The sequence below is a fragment of the Streptomyces sp. NPDC049837 genome, assembly GCF_040674455.1.
In the GTDB taxonomy this organism is placed as follows: domain Bacteria; phylum Actinomycetota; class Actinomycetes; order Streptomycetales; family Streptomycetaceae; genus Streptomyces.
This window is the reverse complement of record NZ_JBFAMP010000003.1, coordinates 626766-652042: the sequence shown is the minus strand read 5'-3', so window position 1 is coordinate 652042 and position 25277 is coordinate 626766. Positions and strand designations below refer to the sequence as shown.

25 protein-coding genes are annotated in these 25277 nt (G+C 71.5%); 21 read left to right on the top strand and 4 right to left on the bottom strand.

All coding sequences use genetic code 11. The annotated features are described in order from the left end of the window. Positions 1-39 precede the first annotated feature (39 nt). The gene (locus tag AB0J57_RS10880; RefSeq protein ID WP_366127715.1) at positions 40-1470 is read left to right on the top strand and encodes a gluconate:H+ symporter; all 1431 of its coding nucleotides are present in this window, start codon (positions 40-42) and stop codon (positions 1468-1470) included. 61 nt (positions 1471-1531) lie between these two features. Here the strand turns inward: AB0J57_RS10880 and AB0J57_RS10875 are convergent, their stop codons facing one another. Next, positions 1532-2887: a M14 family metallopeptidase gene (locus tag AB0J57_RS10875; protein WP_366127714.1), complete on the bottom strand. Its 1356-nt coding sequence runs from the start codon at positions 2885-2887 to the stop codon at positions 1532-1534. A 188-nt stretch (positions 2888-3075) separates the two neighbouring features. Between AB0J57_RS10875 and AB0J57_RS10870 the strand changes: the two genes are divergently transcribed. Together AB0J57_RS10870 and AB0J57_RS10865 are read left to right on the top strand one after the other, a co-directional pair. Further along, complete coding sequence (locus AB0J57_RS10870; RefSeq protein ID WP_366127713.1) at positions 3076-4368, top strand: Nramp family divalent metal transporter; 1293 nt, start codon at positions 3076-3078, stop codon at positions 4366-4368. 35 nt (positions 4369-4403) lie between these two features. Further along, complete coding sequence (locus AB0J57_RS10865) at positions 4404-4862, top strand: hypothetical protein (protein WP_366127712.1); 459 nt, start codon at positions 4404-4406, stop codon at positions 4860-4862. 4 nt (positions 4863-4866) lie between these two features. Here the strand turns inward: AB0J57_RS10865 and AB0J57_RS10860 are convergent, their stop codons facing one another. After that, positions 4867-6579, bottom strand: coding sequence for a glycoside hydrolase family 18 protein (locus AB0J57_RS10860; protein ID WP_366127711.1), 1713 nt, complete (start codon positions 6577-6579; stop codon positions 4867-4869). 310 nt (positions 6580-6889) lie between these two features. On the opposite strand from AB0J57_RS10860, the gene AB0J57_RS10855 reads away from it, so the two are divergent. The 14 genes from AB0J57_RS10855 to AB0J57_RS10790 all read left to right on the top strand — a co-directional run bounded on the left by AB0J57_RS10855 (position 6890) and on the right by AB0J57_RS10790 (position 18151). After that, a complete protein-coding gene (locus AB0J57_RS10855) occupies positions 6890-7732 on the top strand; it encodes a hypothetical protein (RefSeq protein ID WP_366127710.1) in 843 nt (280 codons plus the stop codon). A gap of 142 nt (positions 7733-7874) precedes the next feature. Then, the gene (cpaB, locus tag AB0J57_RS10850; RefSeq protein ID WP_366127709.1) at positions 7875-8597 is read left to right on the top strand and encodes a Flp pilus assembly protein CpaB; all 723 of its coding nucleotides are present in this window, start codon (positions 7875-7877) and stop codon (positions 8595-8597) included. A 7-nt stretch (positions 8598-8604) separates the two neighbouring features. Next, positions 8605-9852, top strand: coding sequence for an AAA family ATPase (locus tag AB0J57_RS10845; protein WP_366127708.1), 1248 nt, complete (start codon positions 8605-8607; stop codon positions 9850-9852). An 18-nt stretch (positions 9853-9870) separates the two neighbouring features. Continuing rightward, positions 9871-10251: a TadE family protein gene (locus AB0J57_RS10840; RefSeq protein WP_366127707.1), complete on the top strand. Its 381-nt coding sequence runs from the start codon at positions 9871-9873 to the stop codon at positions 10249-10251. Further along, complete coding sequence (locus AB0J57_RS10835) at positions 10248-10631, top strand: TadE family protein (RefSeq protein WP_366127706.1); 384 nt, start codon at positions 10248-10250, stop codon at positions 10629-10631. The genes AB0J57_RS10840 and AB0J57_RS10835 overlap by 4 nt, the downstream gene beginning before the upstream one ends. Positions 10632-10646: 15 nt before the next feature. Continuing rightward, on the top strand, positions 10647-11990 hold the full coding sequence (locus tag AB0J57_RS10830) for a CpaF family protein (RefSeq protein ID WP_366127705.1): 1344 nt from the start codon (positions 10647-10649) through the stop codon (positions 11988-11990). Between the two features lie 184 nt (positions 11991-12174). Then, entirely contained in the window at positions 12175-13113 is a 939-nt protein-coding gene (locus AB0J57_RS10825; protein ID WP_366127704.1) for a type II secretion system F family protein, read from the top strand. 14 nt (positions 13114-13127) lie between these two features. Next, positions 13128-14015 (top strand): DUF5936 domain-containing protein, encoded by an 888-nt coding sequence (locus AB0J57_RS10820; RefSeq protein ID WP_366127703.1) that lies wholly within the window; start codon positions 13128-13130, stop codon positions 14013-14015. Positions 14016-14019: 4 nt separating this feature from the next. Then, positions 14020-15291: a histidine kinase gene (locus AB0J57_RS10815; protein ID WP_366127701.1), complete on the top strand. Its 1272-nt coding sequence runs from the start codon at positions 14020-14022 to the stop codon at positions 15289-15291. Then, a complete protein-coding gene (locus AB0J57_RS10810) occupies positions 15270-15983 on the top strand; it encodes a response regulator transcription factor (RefSeq protein WP_366127699.1) in 714 nt (237 codons plus the stop codon). Before AB0J57_RS10815 ends, AB0J57_RS10810 begins: the two co-directional genes overlap by 22 nt. Positions 15984-16087: 104 nt before the next feature. After that, positions 16088-16300 carry a hypothetical protein gene (locus AB0J57_RS10805; RefSeq protein WP_366127698.1) on the top strand — a complete coding sequence of 71 codons (213 nt, stop codon included), beginning with the start codon at positions 16088-16090 and terminating at the stop codon, positions 16298-16300. Continuing rightward, positions 16297-16875 (top strand): pilus assembly protein TadG-related protein, encoded by a 579-nt coding sequence (locus AB0J57_RS10800; protein WP_366127829.1) that lies wholly within the window; start codon positions 16297-16299, stop codon positions 16873-16875. Before AB0J57_RS10805 ends, AB0J57_RS10800 begins: the two co-directional genes overlap by 4 nt. Before the next feature lie 83 nt (positions 16876-16958). Beyond that, the gene (locus tag AB0J57_RS10795; protein ID WP_366127697.1) at positions 16959-17516 is read left to right on the top strand and encodes a hypothetical protein; all 558 of its coding nucleotides are present in this window, start codon (positions 16959-16961) and stop codon (positions 17514-17516) included. Then, positions 17516-18151, top strand: a complete 636-nt coding sequence (locus AB0J57_RS10790; protein WP_366127695.1) for an OmpA family protein — start codon at positions 17516-17518, stop codon at positions 18149-18151. Before AB0J57_RS10795 ends, AB0J57_RS10790 begins: the two co-directional genes overlap by 1 nt. Positions 18152-19158: 1007 nt before the next feature. Here the strand turns inward: AB0J57_RS10790 and AB0J57_RS10785 are convergent. Then, the gene (locus tag AB0J57_RS10785) at positions 19159-20100 is read right to left on the bottom strand and encodes a hypothetical protein (RefSeq protein WP_366127694.1); all 942 of its coding nucleotides are present in this window, start codon (positions 20098-20100) and stop codon (positions 19159-19161) included. Positions 20101-20243: 143 nt separating this feature from the next. Here AB0J57_RS10785 and AB0J57_RS10780 point away from each other — a divergent pair, with 143 nt between their 5' ends. The 4 genes from AB0J57_RS10780 (at position 20244) to AB0J57_RS10765 (ending at position 24843) form a co-directional block, all read left to right on the top strand. After that, a complete protein-coding gene (locus tag AB0J57_RS10780) occupies positions 20244-22403 on the top strand; it encodes a Tox-REase-5 domain-containing protein (protein ID WP_366127692.1) in 2160 nt (719 codons plus the stop codon). Positions 22404-22453: 50 nt separating this feature from the next. Then, the gene (locus AB0J57_RS10775) at positions 22454-23137 is read left to right on the top strand and encodes an Imm52 family immunity protein (RefSeq protein ID WP_366127691.1); all 684 of its coding nucleotides are present in this window, start codon (positions 22454-22456) and stop codon (positions 23135-23137) included. Beyond that, on the top strand, positions 23134-23658 hold the full coding sequence (locus tag AB0J57_RS10770) for a hypothetical protein (protein WP_366127690.1): 525 nt from the start codon (positions 23134-23136) through the stop codon (positions 23656-23658). The genes AB0J57_RS10775 and AB0J57_RS10770 overlap by 4 nt, the downstream gene beginning before the upstream one ends. Positions 23659-23727: 69 nt before the next feature. Then, the gene (locus AB0J57_RS10765; RefSeq protein ID WP_366127689.1) at positions 23728-24843 is read left to right on the top strand and encodes a hypothetical protein; all 1116 of its coding nucleotides are present in this window, start codon (positions 23728-23730) and stop codon (positions 24841-24843) included. Here the strand turns inward: AB0J57_RS10765 and AB0J57_RS10760 are convergent. Continuing rightward, positions 24815-25192: a DUF192 domain-containing protein gene (locus AB0J57_RS10760; RefSeq protein WP_366127688.1), complete on the bottom strand. Its 378-nt coding sequence runs from the start codon at positions 25190-25192 to the stop codon at positions 24815-24817. The genes AB0J57_RS10765 and AB0J57_RS10760 overlap by 29 nt on opposite strands. Positions 25193-25277 lie beyond the last annotated feature (85 nt).

The following is a 25277-nucleotide window of genomic DNA, read 5'->3' as shown; positions in this document are numbered from 1 at the left end:
GCGCCGTGCCGCGATCCGCCCTGCCCGAAATGAGATCCCATGCCCGTGCACAGCGGAGGACTGCTCCTCCTCATCGACGGCACCGCCGGTCTCCTCACCGTCGCCGCCCTCGGAATCGCCCTCCTGCTCTTCCTCATCATCAAGGTCCGGCTCCAGCCGTTCGTCGCGCTGCTCGCCGTCTCCATAGCCGTCGGCCTCGCCGCCGGGCTCTCCGTCACCGAGCTCTTCGGCACCGTCCAGAAGTCGGCCGCCACCTCCGTCATCGAGACCGGCATGGGCGGCATCCTCGGCCACGTCGCCATCATCATCGGCCTCGGCACCATGCTCGGCGCGATCCTCGAAGTGTCCGGCGGCGCCCAGGTGCTGTCCTCCCGCCTCCTCGGCCTGTTCGGCGAGCGGCGCGCCCCGCTCGCCATGGGCCTGACCGGCCTGATCTTCGGCATCCCCGTCTTCTTCGACGTCGGCATCTTCGTCCTCGCGCCGATCGTTTACGCGGCCGCCAAGCGCTCCGGCCGCTCGATCCTCCTCTACGCGATGCCGCTGCTCGCCGGCCTGTCCATGACGCACGCCTTCCTGCCCCCGCACCCCGGCCCGGTGGCCGCCGCCGGACTGCTGCACGTCTCGCTCGGCTGGGTCATCCTCATGGGCGTCGTCGTCGGCGTCCCGGCGGTCCTCGCCGCCTGGGCCTACGCCGCGTGGATCGGCCAGCGCCTCTTCGTCCCCGTGCCGGAGGACATGGTGGAAGCCGCCGAGGACGCGAAGGCGGCGGTGGCCGCCGACCGGAAGGGCGCCCCCGAGGCCCCGGTCGCCCTCTCCACCGTCCTCACCATCATCGGCACGCCCCTCGTCCTCATCCTCGCCGCCACGTTCTCCTCCATCGCGCTGGAGCCCACCACCCTCCGCTCGGTCGTGGAGTTCTTCGGCAACCCCTTCGTCGCGCTGACGATCGCCCTCGTCATGGCGTACTACCTGCTGGGCATCCGGCGCGGCTGGTCCCGTACGTCCCTGGAGTCGGTGTCCACCCAGTCCCTCAAGCCGGTCGGCAACATCCTCCTCGTCGTCGGCGCGGGTGGCGTCTTCGGAGCCGTACTGAAGGGCAGCGGCGTCGCCCAGGCGCTCTCCGACACCTTCAACGGCATCGGTCTGCCGGTCGTCGTCCTCGCCTACCTCATCTCCCTGGTCCTGCGCGTCGCCCAGGGCTCGGCGACGGTCGCCATCGTCACGACGGCCGGCATCGTGCTCCCGCTGGTGGAGAACGGCGGCCACTCACAGGCGTTCCTGGCGCTCGTCATCATGGTGATCTCGGCCGGCTCCATCTTCGCCTCGCACGTCAACGACGGCGGCTTCTGGATCGTCGCCAAGTACTTCGGCATCTCGGAGCGCGACACCCTCAAGTCCTGGACGGTGCTGGAGTCCGTCCTGTCGGTCGCCGGCTTCGCCGTCGCGGCCGCGCTGAGCCTGGTGGTGTAGGCGAACGCCAACCGGCGCGGTACGGCTTCACGAGCGCCGTACCGCGCCGGTCATTTCCGGGTCACGCGCAGTACTGCTGCTCCTTGCCGATCGAGCGGTACATGCAGTCGGCGTTCTCGATCAGTTGCAGCACCGCGTCGCGGTTGCGGCTGGTTTCGCGTTCGATGACCTCGTCGGGCGGGTAGAAGCCGCCGCCGGAGGCGGAACGCGGGTACATCTCGAAGGTGTAGCCGAAGATCTTGTGCGCGCCCCACAGGTAGTCGTCGATGGACCCGTCCGTGATGTACAGGTCGCTGGACTGCTCGGGGGTGTAGCCGTTGCTCGCGGCCATCTTGCGGCCGACGGTCGCGAAGGCGTCACGGTCGTCCTGGGTCAGGCCGGGGGCCGTGTCGTTGTAGGTGTAGCCGTAGGGCCACAGCACCAGTTCGCTGTACGTGTGGAAGTCGATGCCCGCCTTGATCTGCTGCTTGCCGCCCACGACGCGGGAGCGGACGAAGTCGGCGACGACCTTCACCTCGGGGGCCGACTCGGGGGCCGAGCCGCGGTAGGTCTCGGAGGAGTACGAGCCTGAGGAGCCGCCGCAGCAGCCCCACTTGTAGTTCCAGTTGCGGTTCATGTCCGTGCCGATGTACGAGGAGCCGGAGTTGGGCTGCCGGTTCTTGCGCCAGCTCCGGTAGGAGCCGGTGGCGATGTCGTACTCGCCGCCGTCCGGGTTGAGGTCCGGCACGATCCAGATCTCGCGGTTGTTGACGGCGCTGGTGATCCGGGAGTCGGAGCCGTAGCCGGCGCCGAACTCGCGCATCAGGTACAGCGCCATCTCGACGGTCAGGTGCTCGCGCGCGTGCTGGTGGTGGGTGAAGAGGATCTCGGGCTCGTTCTCGTCCGTGGCCACGTTGTCGCTGATCTTGATGGCGACGATGTCGCGGCCCTGGTACGACTTGCCGATGACGCGGCGGCTCATGATGTTCGGGTACTGCTGGAGCCGCTGGCTGATCTCCGCGTTCATCTCGGCGTAGTTGTGGTACCGCGCGTCGGCGGAGGGGAAGTCCATGGCGCCGACGGCCTTGCCGCCGGTCCGGTCGGGCGGGGCGGGCAGGGCCTCCAGCTTGTGGCCGAGGGCGCGGAGCCCCCGCGCCTGCTCGGCGTTGGCGCTGACGACGACCGCGTGGTCGTCGGCCTCGTCGATCGCGACGCCGGTGGCGGCGATGGCGGTGCGTTCGGCGGGGGTGGAGGGGCCGTGGATCTCGTACTGGCGGATGACCTCCTCCGTGGTGGCGGCGGAGGCGGCCGGGATGTCGGTGGGCGGCGCGGTCGCGGTGGCGGCGAGCGGGGCCGCGACGGCGAGCGCCAGGAGGGCCGTGAGGGTGGCGGACCTTCTGCCGCGTGTGTGTCGTATGCCGCGTATGCGCAAGCGCATGTCGTCTCCTGCGGTGGGGGGTACGGGGTGGGTCTCCCCGTGCGAGGCATCGTCCGGCGGTGGCATGACCGCGTCAAGTAGGCCTTCGGCCGTGGTCCCGGCGCGGAACCTCTTGCGCGATCACCTCGCCCCGCGCTTTGGTGACGTGACGTCGCGTGATCAGGGGACGAATGAAAGGCGGCCAACGCATGGCAGACACCGCGCAACAGGGCGAGACCGAGGGCACCGGCCCCCGGCCCCGCAAGGCGAGCTGGCGCTACATCGGGCCGGGCATCGTCGTCGCCGCGACCGGCGTCGGCGCCGGCGACCTCGTCGCCACGCTCATCGCGGGCAGCAAGTTCGGGTACACGCTCCTGTGGGCGGCCGTCGTCGGCTGCCTCATCAAGATCTCGCTGGCCGAGGCCGCCGGGCGCTGGCACCTGGCCACCGGCCGCACCCTCTTCGACGGCTGGCGCAGCCTCGGCCCGTGGACCACCGGCTACTTCGCGGTGTACGTCGCCGTCTGGGGCTTCGTGTACGGCGCCGCCGCCATGTCCTCCAGCGCGCTGCCCCTCCAGGCGCTCTTCCCGGGCGTCATGGACCTGAAGTGGTGGGCCGTCCTGTGCGGCGTGGGCGGACTGGCCTTCGTCTGGTTCAACCGGTACGCGGTCTTCGAGAAGGTCATGACCCTCCTCGTCGGCGTCATGTTCGTCGTCACCGTCTACCTCGCCATCCGGGTCACCCCGCACCTCGGCGAAGCCCTCGCCGGCCTCGCGCCCGTCCTGCCGGACGGCTCCCTGATCTACACCCTCGGCCTGATCGGCGGCGTCGGCGGCACCATCACGCTGGCCGCGTACGGCTACTGGGTCAACGCCAAGGGCTGGACCGACACGTCATGGATGAAGGTGATGCGCCTCGACAACCGCGTCGCCTACATCACCACCGGCGTCTTCGTCGTCGCGATGCTCTTCGTCGGCGCCGAACTGCTGCACTCCTCCGGCGTCGCGCTCGCCAAGGGCGACAAGGGACTCCTCGACCTCGGCGGCGTACTGGCCGACCAGTACGGCACCGTCACCTCCAAGCTGTTCCTCATCGGCTTCTTCGCCACCTCCATCACGTCCCTCATCGGCGTGTGGCACGGCGTGAGCCTGATGTTCGCCGACTTCGTCACCCACTTCCGCAAGCGGGGCGCGACCACCGGCGAAGAGGTCGCGGCCGGCGTGCGCGAGAAGTCGCTGCCCTTCCGCGCGTACCTGCTGTGGCTGACGTTCCCGCCGATGGCCCTGCTCTTCCTGGACCAGCCGTTCGGCCTGGTCATCGTCTACGGCGTGATCGGCGCCTTCTTCATGCCGTTCCTGGCGCTCACCCTGGTGTGGCTCCTCAACTCCGACCGCACGCCGCGCGAATGGCGCAACGGCTGGCTGAGCAACGGGGTCCTGGGCGCGGCGGGGCTGCTGTTCGTGGTGCTGTGCGTCCAGCAGGTGCGCGAGCTGCCCTGGTAAGGGACGGCTCCCGACCGGCGGCCATACTGGAGGACATGACGACGCCCCCCGGGTTCGGCCCGCCGACACCGATACAGCCGCCGTACGGCGCGCCGCCGGCGCCGTACGGCGGTCCCGCCCCCTACGGCGCCCCGCACCAGGCGCCGTACGGCGGTCCCGCCCCGTACCCCGCTCCCTACGGGCCGCCGCCGCCCGCCGACGGGCCCGAGTTCGTGGCCCACGACCGGCGCAACTCCGTGATCGTGGACGCCTCCGGGGTGTCCCTGGAGATCAACGGCCACACCATGGACTTCCCGTGGCCGGCCGTCGCCACCGTGCACCACGCGCCCTCCCCGCACGGCGGCGCCGTCCTCATGGTGGCCGTCGCCCACCCCAGCGGCATGCTGTACGAGTGCCGGATCGACGCCAAGCGCAAGGCCCAGCTCCACCAGTGGCTGGCGGAACTGGGCCCTGTACTGCACTACTACCTGGCGAACCGGCCGCCGCACGCGTGAGCGGCTACGGCAGGTTGTGGACGTGCGGTCCCACCGCGTTGGACCAGGCGTTGCCGGCCGTGGCGTCCCAGTTCGTGGACCAGGTCATCGCCCCGCGCAGCGCCGGGTACGTCTTCGACGGCTTGAACGAGCCGCAGCCGGTGCCGCGCGTCAGGCAGTCCAGCGCGTTCTTCACGATCGACGGGTCGACGTAGCCGCTGCCCGCGCCGCGCGGTGAGGCGGGCACGCCGAGCCCGACCTGCGAGGGGTCGAGGCCGCCCTCCAACTGGATGCAGGCCAGGGCGGTCAGGAAGTCCACCGACCCCTGGGAGTACACCTTGCCGTCGCAGCCCAGCATCGAGCCGCTGTTGTAGTACTGCATGTTGACGACGGTCAGGATGTCCTTCACGGCCAGCGCCGTCTTGAAGTACTCCGTCCCGGTGTTCTGCATGTCGATGGTCTGCGGCGCCATCGTCAGCACCATCCCGGGCCCGGCCTTGGCCGACAACTGCCGCAGCGCCTTCGTCAGGTACGTGGAGTTGATGCCGTGCTCCAGGTCGATGTCGACCCCGCTGAAGCCGTACTCCTGCATCAGGGCGTACGCGCTGTTCGCGAACGCCGTCGCCGACGCGTCGCTGTTGATGGTGACGTTGCCCTTCTCGCCGCCCACCGAGATGATCACCGACTTGCCGGCGGCCTTCTTCGCCGCGATGTCGGCCTTGAAGTCGGCGACCGAGGCGTAGCCGACGGCCGGGTCGAGGTTGAAGACGATCTGGCCGGGCGTGGCGGTCGAGTCGGCGAACGACACGGCGATGATGTCGTACTGCGCCTGCACGTCCCGCAGCTTCTGCACGGTCGCGCCGTTGTTGAAGTTCTGCCAGTAGCCCGTCACCGCGTGCCGGGGCACGGCGGGGTTCGGGTTCGTCCCGCCGGTGGACGTCTTCCCGGTCACGGCCGCCGACCTCGCCGACTCACCGGCCGCGTTCGTGGCGCTGACCTGGAAGCTGTACGAGGTGTTCGCCGCCAGCCCGGTCACGGTCGCCGACGTCCCGGTCACCGACTGGACCTTGGCGCCGTCCCGGTAGACGTTGTAGCCGGTCGCGCCGGAGACGGGGTTCCAGCTCAGGGCGACGGACGACGGGGTCACCGCACCGGCCGTGAGCCCGGCGGGCGTGGCGGGCACCACCGGGTCGGGGTCGCCGCCCCCGCCCCCGTCGGGCCCGAAGACGGAGACGTCGTCCGCGTAGTAGGCGGCCTGCCCGTACCAGCCGTGCGTGTAGACCGTCACGGACGTGGTGTTCGCGCCCGTGGTGAACCGGGTGGTGAGCTGCTTCCAGCCGGACGAGTCCGGCGTCCACGTCGACACGTCGGTGGTCCCGGTGCCGCTCGCGCCGAGGTACGCGTAGCCGCCCTGCACCCAGGCGCTCAGCGTGTACGTGGAGCTGGGCCTGACCGCCACGGTCTGCGCGCACCGGGCGTTGTCCTGCCCGCTCGGTGTGGCCCTGAGCGCGGCGCTCCCGCCGTGCACGGGTGAGGAGACCGTGGCGCCGCTGCCCGCCGAGCAGCTCCAGTTGGCGAGACCGGCCTCGAAGCCGGCGTTCTTGGCGACGTTGACGTCGGCGGCGTACGCCGTGCCGGCGGCCGCGCCGGTGAGGGCGATCCCGGCGCCTACGGCCAGCGCCAGGCCCCCTCCGAGCCATCGTTGGTGACGTCTGGGGGTGCGGTGTGAGGGGTCCACGTGCTGCCTCCGGTGGGGGAGTGGGGGAGGTGCTGGGGAACGGTGGCCACCGCCGTTCCCGTAAAACTGGTCCAGACCAATCGAGTTGTCAAGACCTGTGGAAAGAAACAGGAGTTAACTGCTGACGCCTTCGTCCTGATTGGTCACCCACAGGCTCTCCACGCAGAGCGATCGAGCGATCTGAAAGCTGTTCTCTGGCCCCTGAGACGTGGCTAAAGTGCGGGTGGGCAGGGATGAGCGTGGAGGAGCAGGCAGAGCAGTGTCTGCGGTTCGCCGGAATGCCGGCGGCCGGAGCTGAACGGGGAACAGCGTGCCGACCGCAATTGCCGTCACCAGTGCCGATCTGGTGCTACCACCGACCGATCACCAGACCCCCACAGCGGCCCTTCTGCCGTCCCCCGGCGTGCAGCCGCTGGACGCCGCCGTCGCGGACATGCAGGTCATGGTCGAGCAGCACGGCTATGTCGTCGCCCTCTACCCCGCCTCCCTCCCCGCCCCCCACGAACGCCGCCTGCACACCGTCCGCTCCGTCCTGGAGAGCGACCGCATCGCCCTGCTGAAACTGGACCTCCCGCCGCTCGGCGTCGCCGTACTCGTACGCCAGCTCCGCCAGTTGTCCATCTGCGACTTCAGCGCCGGCGTCGTCGCCTCGGCCGCCCGGCTGCTGTCCCACTACATCTACGCGGGCGCCCTGCTCAACACCGTCACCCGGCTCGACCGCGTACCGGTGAGCCTGAAGTCCCACGCCAAGTCCTGGGTGCCCGGCTCCCAGTTCGGCGTCCTCGCCAACCCGGCACCGCAGCTCGTCAGGATCGGCACCGGAGAGCAGCTCGCCGGACCCGAGTTCGGTACGCAGATGATGCTGGCCCGCGGGCAGTTGGCGTCCGACTGGGTCACCGAGACGCTGGCACCCGCCTGGCGGGTTCGGGGAGTGGTGGAGAGCGCGCTCCCGGCCGAATCCCCGAAATGGTGGGGGACGGCGAAACTTGTCGAATTCGCGGCCTTCCTGCCCGACATCTCGGTCCTCTACCAGCTCGTCGCGTCCGTGCGGCGGGAGATCTGTTCCTGGTGCGGGATCGACCTCATAGGAGACCGCTGCGGATTCTGCTCGGCCCCGCTCGTGCCGCCCGAGCCGGTCCAGGGCGTGTCGTGACGCCCGGCCGCCGGTACGCCGCCGACCGCTTAAGGCGCCGTCCGCGCCCACGTCCGCGCCTGTGCCCGCACCCACGCCCACGTCTTCGTACACGTCCACGCCTACGTCCACGCCTACGTCCACTCGCGAGGTCGCCCCGCCCATGAATTCACGTCAGCGCCGCGGTGTCATTCTCCTGCTCCTTTCGGTCCTGTGCGCCTTCGGCGCGTTCGCCGGTGTGGTCACGGTGATCAGCGACGTGAATTCCAAGGTCGGCCCGGAAGTCGACGCGTACGAACTGAAAGCCGACGTGGCGGCCTACACCGCTCTCCAGCCCGGCCAGTTCCGGAAGATAAGGATGCCGGAGCGCTGGCTTTCCGGAAACGCCGTCACCGACCTCTCCGTCGTCAAGGACAAGATCGCCGTGACGGACCTCAAAAGGGGCTCACTGCTCCAGGAGGACATGATCGCCAACCGGCCCGCGCTCGAAAGCGGCCAGCAGGAGATCGCCATCATGATTGACGCCGCCACCGGCGTCGCCGGAAAGATCACGGCCGGCTCGCTGGTGAACATCTTCGCCACCTTCGACGACGACAACCGCGAGAAGGGCGCCGTCGCCGAGTCCCGCATCATCGTCGCCAACGCCCGCGTCCTCGACGTCGGCAAGCTCACCCCGCTCGACGGCAAGCGGGACGACAACCGGGGCGTCGGCGTCCGGGAGGCCGTGCCGATCACCTTCGCGCTCTCCACCACCGACGCCCAGCGCGTGGCGTACGCCGAGTCGTTCGCCGAGCACGTACGGCTCGCGCTGCTGCCCAGGAACAGCCCCACCGTCCTCCGGCCCGGCGAGGGCAGCTACACGCTCGACGAAGACAAGAACAAGTGAGGGCCGGATGACCACACGCATCCTCCCGGCCGTCGGTGACCCCGACGCCGCCCGATCCATCACCACCCTCCTCAGCCAGCTCCCCGACGCCGAACCGGCCGCGCCGGTCGCCGACTCGACCTCGCTGATCGACACCCTCGCCCGGCTCGCCGCCGAGTCCCTGGACGAACTGCCCGAGGTCGTGCTGGTCCACGAGCGGATCGGGCCCGTCCCCGCACTCGAACTCATCCGGGAGGTCGCCCTCCGCTTCCCGGCGGTCGGCGTCGTCCTCGTCACCGCCGACGCCGGGCCCGGCCTCTACTCGGCCGCCATGGACTCCGGCGCCCGCGGCCTGGTCGGCATGCCCCTGTCGTACGAGGAGCTCGTCCAGCGCGTCCAGTCCGCGGCCGCCTGGTCCGTGGGCGTCCGGCGCCACCTCGGACAGGGCGGCGACGTCTTCACCGGACCGGGCGGCCGGGTCGTCACCGTGAGCGGCGCCAAGGGCGGGGTCGGCACCACCCTCACCGCGGTCCAGCTCGCCCTCGCCGCCCGGGCGTCCGGCCTGTCCGTCGCCCTCGCGGACCTGGACCTCCAGGCCGGGGACATCGCCTCGTACCTGGACGTGCAGTTCCGGCGGTCCATCGTGGACCTCGCCACCATCCAGGACATATCGCCCCGGGTGCTCCAGGACGCCCTGTACGCCCACCAGTCCGGCATCGCCCTGCTGCTGGCGCCCGGGGAGGGCGAGCGGGGCGAGGACGTCACCGACCGGTCCGTCCGCCAGATCGTCAGCGCGCTGCGCAACCGCTACGAGGTCGTCGTCATCGACTGCGGTACGCACATGGACACCGCCAACGCCGCCGCCATCGAGATGGCCGACACCACGCTGCTGGTCCTCACGCCCGACGTCGTGGCCGTCCGGGCGGCCAAGCGCATGGTCAGGCTCTGGGACCGGCTCCAGATCCGCAAGGCGGAGGAGACCGTGACGGTGGTCAACCGGCACATCCGCAACACGGAGATCCAGCCACAGCTCGTCGAGAAGATCACCGGCACGCGTGTCGCCCGCACCTCCGTACCCGCGAACTTCAAGGAACTCCAGCCGGTCGTCGACGCCGGCCGGATGCAGGACCTGGAGGCCAAGTCGTCCGTCAAGCAGGCGCTGTGGGCACTGGCGGGCGAGCTGGGGATCGTGAAGGCGCCGGAAGGGGAAAGCAGGCAGGGGAAGTTCCGTGGCGACCGGGGGTCGGTGGGCCTCCGTCGCGGCCGGGGCAAGTAGGGGATACGGGGATACGTCATGGGACGCCGTTACGGAAATGACCGGGGTGCCCCGGGGGACCGGGGACAGGTCGCGGTCGAGTTCACCGGGATGGTCCCGGTGGTCCTCGGCGTGATCGTCCTGCTCTGGCAGGCCGCCCTCGTGGGCTACTCCTACTCGCTGGCCGGCAACGCGGCGGACGAGGCGGCCCGGGCGGGCACCGTGGGCGGCGACGGGGCGTGCGCGGCGGCGGCGCGGGGGAGCGTGTCGGGGGCGTGGACGGTGGCGGCGGAGTGCGGGGGCGGGGGCGACCTCTACACGGCGACCGTGCAGGTGAACGTCCCCGTCCTCTTCCCCGGTTTCGACATCCCCATCGACGTGCGGGGCCACTCCGCCGTGGCGAGGGAGGACGACCGATGACGCCGTACGCGTGGAGCAGGCCCCGCGACCGGGAGGCCGGCCAGTCGGCGGTCGAGTTCGTCGGCTGGGTCACCGTGCTCCTGATCGCCGCCCTGGCGGCCGTCCAGCTCGGGTTCGTGGCGTACGCGGTGCAGCAGGCGGGTACGGCGTCGAGGGCGGCGGCCCGGGTGGCGTCACAGGACCCGACGGCGGACGCGGGGGGCGCGGGGCGGGCGGCCACGAGCGCCTGGCTCGACACGGACGTCGGCGTTTCCGGCATCGGAGGCGACGAGGTCACGGCCACCGCGACCGTCCCCATCCCCTCCGTCCTCCCGCTCTTCAGCTTCCCGAACGCACAGAGGTCCACCACCATGCCGGTCACCACGCCCGCCACCGACTGAGGGAGTTGAGACGACATGAGCTTGCGGGCGCGCATCAGCAGTCCCGAGCCGGTCAACGGCAAGGGCGAGGACAACCACCTCGTCGGCGTCTACCGCGTCAAACTCCTGGAGGAGATCGACCTCGCGGAGATGTCCGCCCTGGCGACCGCCGAGCGCCGCGCCCGGCTGGAGCGGGTGCTCGGCCACATCATCAGCCGCGAGGGCCCGGTGCTCTCCTCCACCGAGCGCTCCCAGCTCATCCGCCGGGTCGTCGACGAGGCCCTCGGCCTGGGCATCCTCGAACCGCTCCTGGAAGACGCCTCCATCAGCGAGATCATGGTCAACGGCCCCGAGCAGGTGTTCGTCGAGCGGCGCGGCCGCCTCGAACAGCTCCCGATGCGGTTCTCGTCCACCGAGCAACTCATGCAGACCATCGAGCGGATCGTGTCCACCGTCAATCGTCGCGTCGACGAGTCGAACCCGATGGTCGACGCCCGGCTCCCCTCGGGCGAGCGCGTCAACGTCATCATCCCGCCGCTGTCCCTCTCCGGCCCCATCCTCACCATCCGCCGCTTCCCGCGCGCCTTCACGCTCCAGGAGATGGTCGCCCTCGGCTCGCTCGACGAGCACATGGTGATGCTGCTCGCCGGGCTCGTCCGCGCCAAGTTCAACGTGATCGTCTCCGGCGCCACCGGCACCGGAAAGACCACCCTGCTCAACGCGCTGTCCGGCCTCATCCCCGAGGGGGAGCGCATCGTCACCATCGAGGACTCCGCCGAGCTCCAGCTCCAGCAGTCCCACGTCATCACCCTGGAGGCGCGACCGCCCAACGTCGAGGGCAAGGGCCGTGTCACCATCCGCGACCTCGTACGCAACTCGCTGCGCATGCGCCCCGACCGGATCATCGTCGGTGAGGTCCGCGGCGGCGAGACGCTCGACATGCTCCAGGCGATGTCCACCGGCCACGACGGCTCCCTCGCCACCGTCCACGCCAACAGCGCCGAGGACGCCCTGATGCGCCTCCAGACCCTCGGCTCCATGTCGGAGGTGGAGGTCCCGTTCGTCGCCATCAAGGACCAGATCAACAGCGCGGTCGACGTCATCGTCCAGCTCACCCGGCACGCCGACGGCGCCCGCAAGATCACCGAGATCGCGATCGTCGACTCCCATGGCCGCGAGGAGTACCGCATCGTGACCGTCTGCCGCTTCGCCGCGCGGCCGATGGCCGCCGACGGAAGGATCCACGGCCACTTCGAGTACCACCCGCTCCCGCGCCGCGTCGCCGAACGCCTCTACCTCAAGAGCGAACCCGTACCGCCCGCCTTCGGCGTCGCCCACTCCGACGACCAGCTAGCCCTCCGCCGCGCGACGACCGGCTGACGGGCCCGACCGGCCCCTGACCGGCCGGCTCCACGACCCGCCTCCGACCCCGGACCGACCGTCCCCGACCCACCCACAGGACACGCCCGCAGCCCGCCCCCGACCGACCGCCCCCGACCCACCCACAGGACACGCCCGCACCCCGCCCCCGACCGACCGCCCCCGACTGGACCGACGGACCCCCATGGACAACCTCCCGCTCCTGACGCTCGGCGTCACCCTCCTCGCCTGTGTGCTGGGCGTCGCCGGCGTGCACGCCTACGCGTCCGGCAAGGCGCAGCGCCAGGCACTCGTGGCCCGGATGACCCAGACGGGACACGTCCCGCTCGACGGGCGGCGCCGCCGCTTCGCCGGCGTCGACCGGCGCCTCCGGGCCACGCGCCTCGGCCGCCGCATCGAGCGCAAGATCGCGGCGACTGGCCTGGACCTCACACCCGGCGAGTACGCCGTGTACGCGGTGGCCGCCCTGCTCGGGGTCCACTTCACGATCGGCGCGATCTTCGCCCCGTTCTTCGGCGCCCTCGCCGCCCTGGCCGGCCTGTGGGGCGCCAACTCGTTCCTCAACTGGCAGCGCCAGAAGCGCACCGAGGCGTTCATCAACCAGCTCCCCGAGCTGACCCGCGTCCTCGCCAACGCCACCCAGGCCGGCCTCGCCCTCCGTACCGCCATCGCCATGGCCGCCGAGGAGCTCGACGACCCGGCGGGCGAGGAGCTGCGCAAGGTCGCCGACCAGCTCGCCGTCGGCCACAGCCTCGACGACGCGCTCGGCGACCTCGCCGACCGCCTGCCCTCCCGCGAACTCGTCGTCCTCGTCTCCACCCTGGTGCTGTCCAACCGCGCCGGCGGCCAGGTCGTCACCTCGCTGCGCAACCTCACCAGCACCCTGGAAGAGCGCAAGGAGACCCGGCGCGAGGTCATCACCCTCCTCTCCCAGGTCAAGGTGACGGCCTTCGCCCTGCCACTGCTCGGCCTGTGCTTCCTGCTGATGATCAACGGCATGGCCCCCGGCGCCCTGGACAAGATGACCGGCTCGGCCGCCGGCCAGATCGGCTCCGTCCTCGCCTTCGGCCTGTACGCCGCCGGGTTCGTCCTCATCCGCCGCCTCTCCCGCATCCGGGTCTGAAAGGAGGGCACACCATGGGCCTGTTGTACGCGGCCGTCATCGGCCTGTCCGTGTACGGCGTCTTCCACGGCATCCGCATGTACCGGGCCGACGCCAGACTCCCCGGCGACCTGGTGCTCGCCCTGGAGGTCGGCGCCACCCGCACCACGCCCGTCGGCTCCGGCATCGACCGGCTCGGCATGCGCTGGGCCCCCGCGGTGCTGCGGATGATGGGCCCCAAGCGGGTCGACGCGCTGCGCCGCCGCCTCGACATGGCGGGCAACCCCGGCGGCATGACCGTCGACCGGTACGCCGCCCGGCGCGCCGTGTACGGCTTCCTCGGCGTCCTCGCAGCCCTCGCCATGCTGGCGCGCGGCCAGGCCGTCGTCGCCGTCGTCATCCTGGCGTACGGGCTGACCTGGACCGACGTCCTGCTGCGGCTCGCCATCCGGCGCCGCAAGGACGACATCGAGCGCACCTTGCCCGACTTCCTCGACGTCCTCGCCGTCGTCGTCTCCGCCGGCCTCGGCTTCCGCCAGGCCCTGGAACGCGTCGCCGAGAAGTACTCCGGCCCCTGGGCCGACGAACTGCGCATCACGCTGCGCCAGATGGACATGGGCGTCAGCCGCCGCGAGGCCTTCGACCAACTGCGCAAGCGCAACGCCTCCGAGCAGGTCTCCATGTTCGTCACCGCCCTCCAGCAGGGCGAGGAGCTGGGCGCGCCGATCGTCGACACGCTGATCCAGATCGCCAACGACATGCGGCGCACGGACGCGCAGAACGCGCGCCGCAGCGCCGCCAAGGCCGTACCGAAGACCACGCTCGTCGTGACGATGGTGATGCTGCCCGCGACCATGATCCTGATCGCCCTGAGCTTCTACTACGGCTCCGGCGTCGACTTCGCGGACATCATCGGCGGGTGACCCGATGACCCCGAAGCCGGCGACGCGCGACCCCTCCCTCCCCCTCCAGATCAACGCCCTCCAGGCGCTGTGCCGCCAGGTGTTCGGCTTCCGGCTGGCGATGATCGTGCTGGCGTCCCCGTTCGCCCTCGACGGCGCCGCGCCGGGGCTCGGCACCTGGCTCGTCGGCACCGCCGTGCTCATCACCTTCATGGTGTCGTACGTCGTCCTGCGCGACTGGGAGCGCTTCGGCCGCGTCCTGCTGCGCCACCCGGCCGTCCTCGCGGCCGACATGCTGTTCGGCGCGCTGCTGCTGGCCACCGCGTCGCCCGAGTCGACGCTCGCGTACGTCACCATCTGCACGCCGCTGCTCGCCGGCCTGCTGTACGGCTGGCGTGGCGCCGCGTTCTTCGCCGTCCTCCAGTCCCTCCTCCTCCTGCTGTCCTACGGCGTGAGTACCGAGGTCTCGGTCGACCCCTCCTCCCTCCTCTTCCCCGGCCTGTGCGTGATCGCCGGCGCGGTCGGCTCGACCCTCCGGGGCCTCATCCTCGACTTCGGCGCCGCGAGCCAGGCCCTCACCGAGGCGCGGGCCCGCCTCGCCGTGAACGGCGCGGTGGAGGCCGAACGGGCGCGGCTCGCCCGCGAGATGCACGACTCGGTCGCCAAGACCCTGCACGGCCTGGCCCTGGCCGCCGACGGCCTGGCGTCCACCGCCGACCGCGCGGACCCCCTGTCGGTGCGCCGCCAGGCGGAACTGGTGGCCCGCTCCGCCCGCCGCGCCGCCGCCGAGTCGCGCGAACTGCTCGCCGACCTCCGCCGTGAATCGGGCCTGGACGGCGGTGGCGTGGACGTCACGGCGGAACTGGCCGCCCGTACCGCCGACTTCGCCCGCCGCCACGGCGTACGCGCCACATACCGCCCGCTGGGCGCCGCCCCGCCCCCGGTCCCGCACGCGGTGGCCCGCCAGCTCCTGGCCGTCGCCTCGGAGGCCATGGAGAACGCGCACCGGCACGGCCGCCCGTCGTACATCACCGTGTCGTCGGGCGTGGCGGACGACGTCCTGACGCTCAGCGTGTACGACGACGGCCGCGGCCTGCCCACCGGTACGACGCTCGACGACCTGAGACGCGCGGGCCACTTCGGCCTCGTCGGCATGGTGGAGCGCGCCGCGTCGATAGGCGCCCGCATCCGCATCGGCCGGGGGCGGGCCACCAAGGGCACGGAGGTCCGGCTGGAGCTGCCGGTCCGGGCGCTGGAAACGGAGGGTGCACCACCATGCATGAGCACCTGCGAGTGATCGTCGCCGACGACAACCCGGTCGTCCGGGCGGGCCTGACCGCCCTGCTGTCCGGCCGCGAGGACATCGAGGTCGCCGCCGAGGCGACGGACGGCCGCGAGGCGTACGAGGCCGCGGTACGCCACCACCCGGACGTCATCCTCCTCGACGTCCGCATGCCGGGCGTCGACGGCATCGCGGCCCTGCCCCACCTGGTCCGGCTGGCCCCGGTCCTGATGACCACCTACAGCCGCGAGTCCGACGTCGTCCACGAAGCCCTCCGCCTCGGCGCGTGCGGCTACCTGGTCCACGGCGAGTTCACGGCCGCCCAACTGGTCGACGCGGTACGCGACGCCCAACTGGGCCGGGCGCATTTCACCCACACGGCGTCGAACGCCCTGCTGGCGGCGGTGCGGGCGCAGTATGCTCCTGCAACGCCATCCGGGTCGCGAATTTCCTTCGCGGAACGTGAGTTTGCCCAACCCTCTTCGCAGCAGCAAGCGAATATGGCACATTCATTACTGAGCCAACGGGAGGCGGAGGTGATGGACCTGATCGCGTCGGGCATGACCAACCAGCAGATCGCCGCCGCGTGCTTCATCAGCCAGAAGACGGTCAAGAACCACATCAACCGCATCTTCGCCAAGCTCAACGCCGAAAGCCGAGGCCAGGCCATCGCCATCTGGCACGGAGGGGGACCGACCCGTGGCTGACCACCCCCACCTCCCTGATTGGGCCCCCACTTGGGCCCCCAGGCCCATGCCCGCACACCTCCTCCCGCCGTACGTTCCTCCCAACGAGCCCGGAGGAGACCACCATGTCGAACATCACGCTGTACGTGGGTACGTGGGCCAAGACGACCGCTGCGGCACTCAAGCGCCGGGGCGACAGGGGCCAGGGAGCCGTCGAGTACGTCGGGATCATCATCCTGGTGGGGGTGATCATCGCGGCGGTGGTGGGGTCGGGTGTGGGCGACACGATCGCCGCTGGTCTGCTGGCGCGCGTCACAGCGATCGTCGGCGGTGGCTGACGATCAGTCACCACACGAGTCGCGAGACCGGGCAGGCTTCGCCCCTCTACATCTTCGTAGTGGCGAGCCTGCTCTTTCTCGCGCTCGCGTTCTTCGCGGTAGGCCAGGCCGGGGCTACGCGCAATGGCGCCCAGTCCGCGGCGGACGCCGCAGCGCTGGCGGCAGCCCGGGAGCAACGGGACAGTTTCGACCTCACGATCGATGACCTTGGCGACCTGTTGGACGGTGCACTCATCCCCACGCTCGACGGGTGCGGTGCGAGCCACCACTACGCCGGCCAGAACAAGGCCAACGTTGCGGAATGCCGTCCGTTGGACGACGGCCGCTGGGGCTCAAGGGTGAGCGTTACGTCCCAGAAGCCGGTCGGGGACACCATTCTGCCCGGGACGGACAACCTGACCGCCGAGGCAACAGCGACGGCGATCGTCGTCCCTCGATGCAGCTTCGACCCCGCCGATGACGACAGCGCGCCCTCCCCGGGGTCCCTGGACTGCGAGGGCGACGTCATGGATCTGGACCCGACTGACCTCCCGGACATGTCCGACCTCTTCGACGTCCGACTCGCCGAGGACTGACCGCGAATGAACGAAAAGGAATGGCACTCATGAGTAATCGGTACGGGACGGCAGTACGTAGAGCGGCGGCCGGAGTCACCGCTGTGGCACTGGCCGTACTCCTGTCGGCCTGCGGCAGCGGTGGCGAAGGCGGCGGAAGCGACAGCGCCGACAAGGAGCCGGAGAAGGCGGGCAGCGCCTCCTCGGCCCCGGCCGATCCCGGTAAGCCCGCAGAGGACACCGGGCCGACGGTTCCAGACACCAGTGCGACGCTGGCCACCATCAACGGCAGCAACGGTTTCCAGATCGTCATCCACAGCGCTGTGCGGGACCAGGGTGGCTTTCTCACCGTCACCGGGAGCCTGAAGAACCCGTCGTCCAAGATGCTGATCGCCCCTCCGCAATGGAGTGGCCAGGAGGTCAGCGTGAAGCAGACCGGCCCTTCCTTCGCCGGCATCACGCTCTTGGACAAGACGGAGAAGAAGCGCTATTACGTTCTGCGTGACACCGAGGGCTACCCCCTGACAACGACCGGGATCACCACGGTGAAGGCCGGTGAGACCATCTCGATGTTCGCCCAGTTCCCCGCGCCGCCCGCGAACACGACTCAGGTGGACATCCAGATCCCGCAGATGCCCGTCGCGACCATTGAGATCTCGTGATGCGCACCCCCACCCTCTCCCCCCGCAGAACCCCCGTACGCCGCCCTGCTGCGTGCGTGCTCGCTGCCGTGGTGCTGTTCGCCGGCGCCGCCACAGCGCACGCCGACGACATCCCGAGCACGCCGCCCGGCACCGAGTCGACCGTGCCGCCACCTGAGGTGGACGGGAACTCGCCGGGACTCAAGATGCGCGACGGGGCCACGCTCGCGCCCGCGAAGGTGCTGCCGCTCATCTCGATCGTGGAGTCCGAGGGCGGCGAGGAGCGGCGCGAGGAGACGAGCTCGAACCTGAAGTTCGCCCTCCAGGCCGAGGTCCTCTTCGGCAAGGACAGCGCCAAGCTGACGCCCGACGCCCACTCCCGAATCGCCGCCATCGCCGAGGAGATCAAGAAGCAGAACGCCACCAAGGTCCGCATCTTCGGGTTCACCGACAACCTCGGTTCCTCGGCCCACGGTGACGTGCTCTCCAAGCAGCGCGCGGACGCCGTGCACAAGGTGCTGTCACCCTTGCTCGCGTCCGGCGGGATCACGTACGAGATCCGCGGCTACGGCGAGCAGTACCCGATCGCCGACAACAGCACGGAGGAGGGCCGCAAGAAGAACCGTCGCGTGGAGGTCTCCTTCCCGCGCGGCTGACGTACCGCTCCCAGGCCGGGAGGTGGACCGACCTGTCCGCCTTCCCCCCCCGGCCTGAACGCCCCGTTCACGGTGGGCCGTGTGGGCCGCCCTCTCTCCGAGTGTGGCGGGCTGCGGCGTCCCCTCAAGGGCGCTTCGCGTCGCTTCGCGATGGGCTTCGCCCACCCTTGACCGGCCGCCTCCGCCCGCCTTTTCACACTCGGAGGGCGGCCCGGGGGTGCGGGGTCCACGGGCCCGGTCGCACGTCGCTGCGGTGCGTCGCCGAGCGCGGGCCGGTGGGTGGGGCGCGGGGGGTGGAGTGGGGCGGCCGGGCTGGGCTCGGCGGCTGGCCGCCGGTTTCGGGCTGGGGTGCAGGCGGGTGGCCGGGGTTGGGCGGGGGCTGGGACGGTGGAGCCGTCGGGTGGAGGCCTCAGTGACACCACCGACATCCCAGGTCCCACAGGAGCACCCCACCGGGCTCTCTGGTCACACCAGTACCGGGAACAGGGACTTGTGGGCGGGAAGGGACACGCCTCTGCCCTCTGAGGCTCCCCCGGGGGTGTCCCTTGCCGCCCAGCAAACAGGGGAGCCCCGCCCTCGGCCGCAGCCCCTCTCGGGCTCCTCCGTCCCAAGCCCCCACCCAACCCCAGCCACGTGCCTGCACCGCAGCACCCCACCCGGCCGCAGCCGCCAAGCCCAACCCCGGCCGCCCCACACCACTGCCGCGCACCCACCACCGGCAGGAGCGAGGTCCTGTGCCGCAGCCGGACGACGGCGGTCTGCCGCTGAGTCGAGAGAGAGCCCCCCATTCCGCTGCCGCGCCCCTCCGCCACCCGCCTCTTGGCCAGAACCCAAGGGGACAATGGGCGCCCCCCTGGACCCGTTCCCCCGGGCCGCCCTCCGAGTGTGAAAAGGCGGGCGGAGGCGGCCGGTCAAGGGTGGGCGAAGCCCATCGGCGAAGCCGACGCGAAGCGCCCTTGAGGGGACGCCGGAGCCCGCCACACTCGGAGAGAGGGCGGCCCAGACGGTCACTTGGGGTGGGCGTCCAGGTGGGTCAGGGCCTGGTGGATGGTGGCGATCACGTGGTGTGGGCGGTGGAACACGTCGGCTGCCGTGAAGCGGAGGATGTGCCGTACGCCCGGGCAGGCCATCAGGTCGTTGAAGCGCTGGATGTCGCGGGCGTGGGCCTCTCGCGTGCCGTGGTAGGCGTACCCCTCGATCTCAACGACCAGGCCCTGCTTCCGGAAGAGGAAGTCCGGTTGGACGCGGCGGCCTTCCGGGGTTCGGAACTGCGGCTGTGACTCCGGGTGGAGGCCCGCGTCGTGCATCCGCAGCCGTGCGATCGTCTCCGCGGGCGAGCCCGACGCGGGGTCGGTGAGGGCCAGCCACTCGCGGGCCGCTGCGCCCCCGCGGCGGCCCGAGGACAGCTCGGCGCGCAGGTCCTCCTGCCCGAGGAGCGGGGGCCGGCGCACCCCGTGCACCACCCGCCTCGCCAGGGCCGAGTCCGCGCACACCAGGGCGTCGTCCCGGGGGCCGCGCCGCATCAGGTCGCCGACCGTGCGCGCCGGGGTGGTGACCCTCAGGCCCCGCCGGACGGTGCAGTCGGCGTCCGTGAGCGGGAGCCTGTGCACCCGACGGCCGGGGCCGCGCCAGGAGGAGCCGTCGGTGTGGGGATCGGTGAACTCGGCCGGTTCCGGCCCGCCGTGGGTGGAGCGCAGGAGCTCGATGCGGTGCAGTATCGCGGCGGTGCGGTGGCTGCAGACCAGGCGCGGTCGCTGAAGTTGTACCGCACGGGCCTCGATCTCCCAGTTCACGGCCCTGCCGGGCGCCGCCCAGGCGCCTTGGCGCACGTGGGTCCAGCCTTCGGTGCGCAGCCGCCGGTGCAGGCGGCGCTTGGGCCAGCCGGCCTCCAGCGCCCGCGCGGTGAGCAGTACACCGCCCTGCGCGAGCGCGGTCAGATCTCTCTTCATGTGTGTATCCCCCCATCGTTCCCAGCGGGGCTACCCGTTGTCGGCCGGCTCACTGCCGCCGCCCGTGCCCTTGCATCCGGATAGGGGAAAGGTTGGGCCCTGGGGCCCAAGACCGGGGGCGGGCGACGCCCTAGCGTCGTGGCATGTCTGCAACAGGGGCCGGTGGTGGGGGAGTTGTGCCGCAGCGGCGGCCGATGCCGCGTGCGCTTCAGGCCGTACTGGTCCTGGTGCGGGTGGTGTTCGGGGTCACCCTGCTCGGTGGGGCCGGGGTGCTTCTGCTCGCCGCGTCGCTGGGCGGCGTGGACGGGGAGCTGATCGCCTGGGTGGTGTACGGGGCGTTGCCCGGTACGGCGGGGTTCCTGGTGAGCCGGCGGGTGTGGACGGGCGGGGTGTGGGTACGGCGCGGGCTGCTCGCCGTGCAGGCGTGGTTCGTCGTCGGCGCCCTCGGCTCCCTGACGGGCGGTGACGGCCGGGGCGTACCGCAGTTGGTGATCCCCGTCGTCGTCATCGTGCTGCTGTGCCGGGGGTCATCGCACGAGTGGTTCCTGCTGCCGGCCGGGGAGCGTGCGGTGCACCGGCTGTTCCGGTGGGACCGGATGGTCAAGTGGCGTACGCAGGGCGGGCAGACGACCACGGAGTACGTGGGGCTCGTCCTGCTCGTCGCCGCGATCGTCGGGGCGCTGGTCGTTTCCGGCGCCGGCGGCCAGGTCGTCGGCGGGCTCCGGTCGGCGGTGTGCGCGGTGGTGGGGGCGGGGTGCGAAGCCGGTGCGGGTGACGGCTCCGGAGTGGAGGCCGGGGAGAGGCCCGGGGGCAGCACGGGCGAGCAGGACGGGACCGGGCAGGACGACCCTGCCACCTCCGACGAGGAGGACGGGGACAAGGAAGGGGATGGGGATGGGGATGGGGATGGTGAAAGCTGTACTTCCGGGATCGGCGCCTTCCTCTCCTGCGGTGCCCGCCAGGTCGGCGGGTTCTTCGAGGGCGTCTTCAAGGACGGCCTGTGGGGTGACATCACCGGTACGTTCGAGACGATCCTGCACCCCGTCAAAGCCCTGGAAGGCCTCAAGGAGTACGGCAAGGACCTCGGCGAGCAGTGGCTGAAGGACGCCGGGGGCGCCCTCGACAAGTGGGCGAAGGGCGACTACCTGGGCGCTCTCCTCGACGTGGGCAAGGCGAACGTCGGCATGAGCGTGACCGTGCTCGACGACGTGTTCGTCGGGGACGACGTCCGGGACATGTGGAACCGGGGCGACCAGGGCCAGGCCATCGGCACCGTGCTGTGGAACGTCGGGTCCCTTTTCATCCCCGGTTACGGCGAGGCCAAGCTCGTCGGCAAGCTCGGCAAACTGGGCAAGCTCGGGAAGCTCGGCGAGGTCGGGGAGCTCGCCCAGAAGGCGTCCGAGGCGGCGGGCAAGGCGCGCAAGGCCGCCGACGCGGGGGACGTCGAGGCGGCGGAGGCCGCCGCCCGTGAGGCGCGCCGGCACGCCGACGAGGCCGCGGAGAAGGCCGGGCTCAAGGGCTGCACGTTCAGTTGGGGCGGGCGTACCGACGCCCCGCGCATGCAAGGCGTCCCCGGCAGCGGCACCGGAGTCCTCGCCTCGTCACCCGTACGGCTGCTCGCCCAACCGCCCTGCGGCGAGGGCGACGACCCGGCGAAGACGGAGGCGGCCCGGCAGGCCGACCGGGACGCGGACGCGGCCGAGCAGGCGGTGGAGGACGCCAAGAAGAAGCGCAACGGGCCCAAGGAGTGGCCGCCGCCCACCCCCGGCGACAAGAACGACCCGCGCAACTACGAGCCGCCGGCGTGGGCCGAGGACCTCAGGGACCCCGAACTGGGCGACGCCGACAAGGGCAACGGCACCTGGCGCGGCCGCAACCGCAACCCCGAGCCCACCTGGTTCAACGAGGCGTGGCTGCGCTACCAGGAGCAGGTCAGCGGCACCGTGCGCGGCAAGGAGTACGTCGTACCGCATCCGGACGCGGGGAGACGGCCGGTCGAGTACGACGGCTGGGACGCCGGCCGGCAGACGTTCCTGGAGGCCAAGCTCGGCTACACCAGCTACCTCGCCAAGCAGGACGGGAAGCCGATCGCGCAGCTCACGGAGTCCGGCAAGGCGAAGTTCCTGGAGGAGGCGCGGGGACAGGTGGCCGCCTCGGGGGGCCGGGCCATCGAGTGGCACTTCTCGGACCCGATGGTCGCGCGGGCGGCGCGGCTGGCGTTCCTCGACGAGGACCTGCCGATCAAGGTCGTCCACACGCCGCAGAAACGGCCGATCTCCGGCCCGATGAAGCCCGGCGGGTGAAAATCCGTCCTTAGGATGCGCGGAGGGGAGCCTACAGAGGAGGACAGACCATGAGGCGAGTCGTACGGGGCTTCTGGGGGCCCAGGCCCGAATCGGAACAGGAGCTGGCCGTCCGCTGGAGCACGTTCCTCACCCGGCTTCGGGAGATCGACCCGGCGGTCTTCGGCGCCTGGGTGCCGGTCGACGACGTACAGGACCCCGACGCCATCGCCGCGCACCTGCGCGAGAACAACGCGGGCGACGACTGGTCGGACCGCAAGGGGTACGCCATGGCGCTGGCGACGCCCACCGCGAGCCCGGTCAAGGTGGCCGTCAGCGGTACCGGGGGAGGGGTGTCCGATCACCTCGCCATGAGCGTGGTGGTGACCGTCACCGCCCCGGACGACGGCCCGTCCCTCCCGTACGCCGATGTCCTCCGCGCCCTCGCCGAGACGTGGGACGTCGACTGGGGCGAGGTGACGGAGACGGAGCTCCAGCTCGCCCTGGAGGACGACGGCCGCGAGCCCGGCCAGGCGTGCGTCGGCTGGGCGGGCTACCTGTCGGAGCGGCGCGCCGCGCTCATCGGCGACCAGGAGCTGCCCGGCAAGAGCGAGCCGACCGAGCAGGGCGGGCTGCTGCTGGACCTCTCCGATACGGAAAGCGGCATCGACGACCTCGTCGCCGTCAACCGCGCCCTCCGCGCCACCGGTGCCCTGGAGGCGCTGCCCCGCCCCATGGAGAGGGCCAAGCTGTGAAGGCCACGGGCACCCCGTTCGACGTCGGCCAGGCCGTCGCCGCCGTGGACGCCCTGCTCGCCGAACCACTCCCGGCGAGCGGCCCCACCCAGTGGGAGCCGTCCAAGGAGGAGGGCTGGAGCGGCAGCTATGGCGCCGGTTTCCGGTTGAAACTCCTGTGGGAGAGCCGTTTCTACTTCGGTGTCCCGGGCCCGGAGTGGGACGCCGCGCAGGCGGAGGCCGACGAGTACCTCACCGCCCTGACGCGCGCCTTGGAGGAGCGGTGGGGCCCGCACCGGGTGGTGAGCATGCGGGCGTTCCTCATGGGGGAGGTCGACGACGAGTCGGTGCTGCCGCTCTTCGCGGAGCTGCGCGCCTTCGACCTGTACGGCGAGCTGATGGTGTGGGGCCCGGTCGCGTCCCCGCGCGGCCCACGCTGGGCGGCGGTGAGCCTCTCCCAGTGCGACGAGGACGCACCGCACATGATGGTCGCGGGCGTCACCGACGTACCGATCGAGGAGGTCGACGAGCCCGGCGACTGACTGCCGGCGCCGGCTGCCGGCGCCGGCTGCCGGTGCCGGCTGTCAGTGGCGGCCGCGATAATCGAGCGCATGTCCCGGCTCCATGACCGCTCCGCCTCCGCCGCGCCCGCCCTGTGGGGCTACGCGGCGGTGCGCGCGGTGGGGCTGGTGGTCCTCGCGGTCGCCGCCGCCGTGGCCGGTGAGGACGCTCTGCACCGGCTGAATGGCCGCTGGGACTCCGTCTGGTACGTGCGGATCGCCGAGCACGGGTACGGCCACGAGGTCACGCTCCCCGATGGCAGCGTCCACTCCGACCTGGCGTTCTTCCCGCTGCTGCCCGCCCTGGAGCGGGGTCTGGCCGCCCTCCTGCCGGTCGACGCCGCGACCGCCGGGCTGGTCGTGTCGTGGGCGGCGTCGCTCGCCGCCGCGTGGGGGATATACGCGGTCGGGGCCCAGGTCGCCGGGCGGCGCGGCGGGGTGGTGCTGGCGGTGCTGTGGGGCGTGTACCCGACGGCGTTCGTGCAGTCGATGGCGTACACGGAGACGCTGTTCACCGCGCTCGCCGCCTGGTCGCTGTACGCGGTGCTGCGCGGCCGGTGGATCTGGGCGGGCGCGCTGTGCGTGGGCGCGGGGCTGACCCGGCCGTCGGCGGCGGCGCTCGTCGCGGCGCTCGGCATCACGGCGATCGTGACGGTGGTGAAGGAGCGCCGGGTGACCGCCCGGATGGCCGCCGGGGTGCTGCTCGCGCCGCTGGGCTGGCTCGGGTACGTCGTCTTCGTCGCCGTACGGGAGGGCAGCCCGACCGCGTACTTCGAGGTGCAGTCCGCGTGGGGTAACAGCATCGACGGGGGCGTGGCGCTGGCCCGGTTCGTGTGGGAGAACCTGACCGGTCCGGTGCCGCTCGCCGGGGTGGGGCTGTGCGCGGCGCTCGCGCTGGTCGGCTGGGTGGTGTGGCTGTGCGTCCGGCAGCGGCAGCCGTTGCCGGTGCTGGTGTACGGCATCGGGATCGTCGTCATCTCGTTGGTCGGCGCCGCTTACTTCGGCTCCCGGCCGCGCCTGATGATGCCCGCGTTCCCGCTGCTGCTCCCGGCGGCGGTGGCCCTGGCGCGGCTGCGGGACCGGACGGTGGTGATCGTGCTGGCGGGGCTGGCGCTGGCGTCGGGGGCGTACGGGGCGTTCACCCTGCTGGGGCCGGGTCCGCCGTGATGTCCAGGACGGCGCCCGGCCGGATGCCCCAGCGTTCCATCGCCCCGGCCTCGGCCTCCAGGACGTGGCGGGCGCGCGGGCGGGGAAGGCCGAGGCGGCCGGGCGCCATGGTGACCAGGTCGACGACCCGCAAGTCGCGGTCCAGGTACGCCACGTCGATGGCGAACCGCATCCGGAACGTGTGGACGCTGTTGCAGGGGCTGAGCAGCAGCGCGCCCGTGATGCCGTCCCGGCCCAGCAGACCGCGCCTCCGGGTGCCGTAGGAGGCGGCGAGCTCGACGGGGACGGTGCCGTCCCGCAGCCTCAACTGACCGGTGCCGTTGCGCCACTTCTTCCGCGGGGTCGCCATGGGCCCCGACCGTAGCGTGGGCCCGGCCGTGACGGCAGTGGGCCCGTGGGCCCATGACGGGGTGGCCGCCCCGCCCTAGGGTCGG

Coding starts and splice junctions, on each gene's coding strand:
- AB0J57_RS10830 (WP_366127705.1), top strand. CDS start 10,647: ATGAGCTTGCGGGCGCGCATCAGCAGTCCCGAGCCGGTCAACGGCAAG.
- AB0J57_RS10825 (WP_366127704.1), top strand. CDS start 12,175: ATGGACAACCTCCCGCTCCTGACGCTCGGCGTCACCCTCCTCGCCTGT.
- AB0J57_RS10790 (WP_366127695.1), top strand. CDS start 17,516: ATGCGCACCCCCACCCTCTCCCCCCGCAGAACCCCCGTACGCCGCCCT.
- AB0J57_RS10780 (WP_366127692.1), top strand. CDS start 20,244: ATGTCTGCAACAGGGGCCGGTGGTGGGGGAGTTGTGCCGCAGCGGCGG.
- AB0J57_RS10845 (WP_366127708.1), top strand. CDS start 8,605: ATGACCACACGCATCCTCCCGGCCGTCGGTGACCCCGACGCCGCCCGA.
- AB0J57_RS10870 (WP_366127713.1), top strand. CDS start 3,076: ATGGCAGACACCGCGCAACAGGGCGAGACCGAGGGCACCGGCCCCCGG.
- AB0J57_RS10760 (WP_366127688.1), bottom strand. CDS start 25,192: ATGGCGACCCCGCGGAAGAAGTGGCGCAACGGCACCGGTCAGTTGAGG.
- AB0J57_RS10785 (WP_366127694.1), bottom strand. CDS start 20,100: ATGAAGAGAGATCTGACCGCGCTCGCGCAGGGCGGTGTACTGCTCACC.
- AB0J57_RS10875 (WP_366127714.1), bottom strand. CDS start 2,887: ATGCGCTTGCGCATACGCGGCATACGACACACACGCGGCAGAAGGTCC.
- AB0J57_RS10810 (WP_366127699.1), top strand. CDS start 15,270: ATGCATGAGCACCTGCGAGTGATCGTCGCCGACGACAACCCGGTCGTC.
- AB0J57_RS10775 (WP_366127691.1), top strand. CDS start 22,454: ATGAGGCGAGTCGTACGGGGCTTCTGGGGGCCCAGGCCCGAATCGGAA.
- AB0J57_RS10820 (WP_366127703.1), top strand. CDS start 13,128: ATGGGCCTGTTGTACGCGGCCGTCATCGGCCTGTCCGTGTACGGCGTC.
- AB0J57_RS10765 (WP_366127689.1), top strand. CDS start 23,728: ATGTCCCGGCTCCATGACCGCTCCGCCTCCGCCGCGCCCGCCCTGTGG.
- AB0J57_RS10880 (WP_366127715.1), top strand. CDS start 40: ATGCCCGTGCACAGCGGAGGACTGCTCCTCCTCATCGACGGCACCGCC.
- AB0J57_RS10805 (WP_366127698.1), top strand. CDS start 16,088: ATGTCGAACATCACGCTGTACGTGGGTACGTGGGCCAAGACGACCGCT.
- AB0J57_RS10865 (WP_366127712.1), top strand. CDS start 4,404: ATGACGACGCCCCCCGGGTTCGGCCCGCCGACACCGATACAGCCGCCG.
- AB0J57_RS10815 (WP_366127701.1), top strand. CDS start 14,020: ATGACCCCGAAGCCGGCGACGCGCGACCCCTCCCTCCCCCTCCAGATC.
- cpaB (WP_366127709.1), top strand. CDS start 7,875: ATGAATTCACGTCAGCGCCGCGGTGTCATTCTCCTGCTCCTTTCGGTC.
- AB0J57_RS10835 (WP_366127706.1), top strand. CDS start 10,248: ATGACGCCGTACGCGTGGAGCAGGCCCCGCGACCGGGAGGCCGGCCAG.
- AB0J57_RS10840 (WP_366127707.1), top strand. CDS start 9,871: ATGGGACGCCGTTACGGAAATGACCGGGGTGCCCCGGGGGACCGGGGA.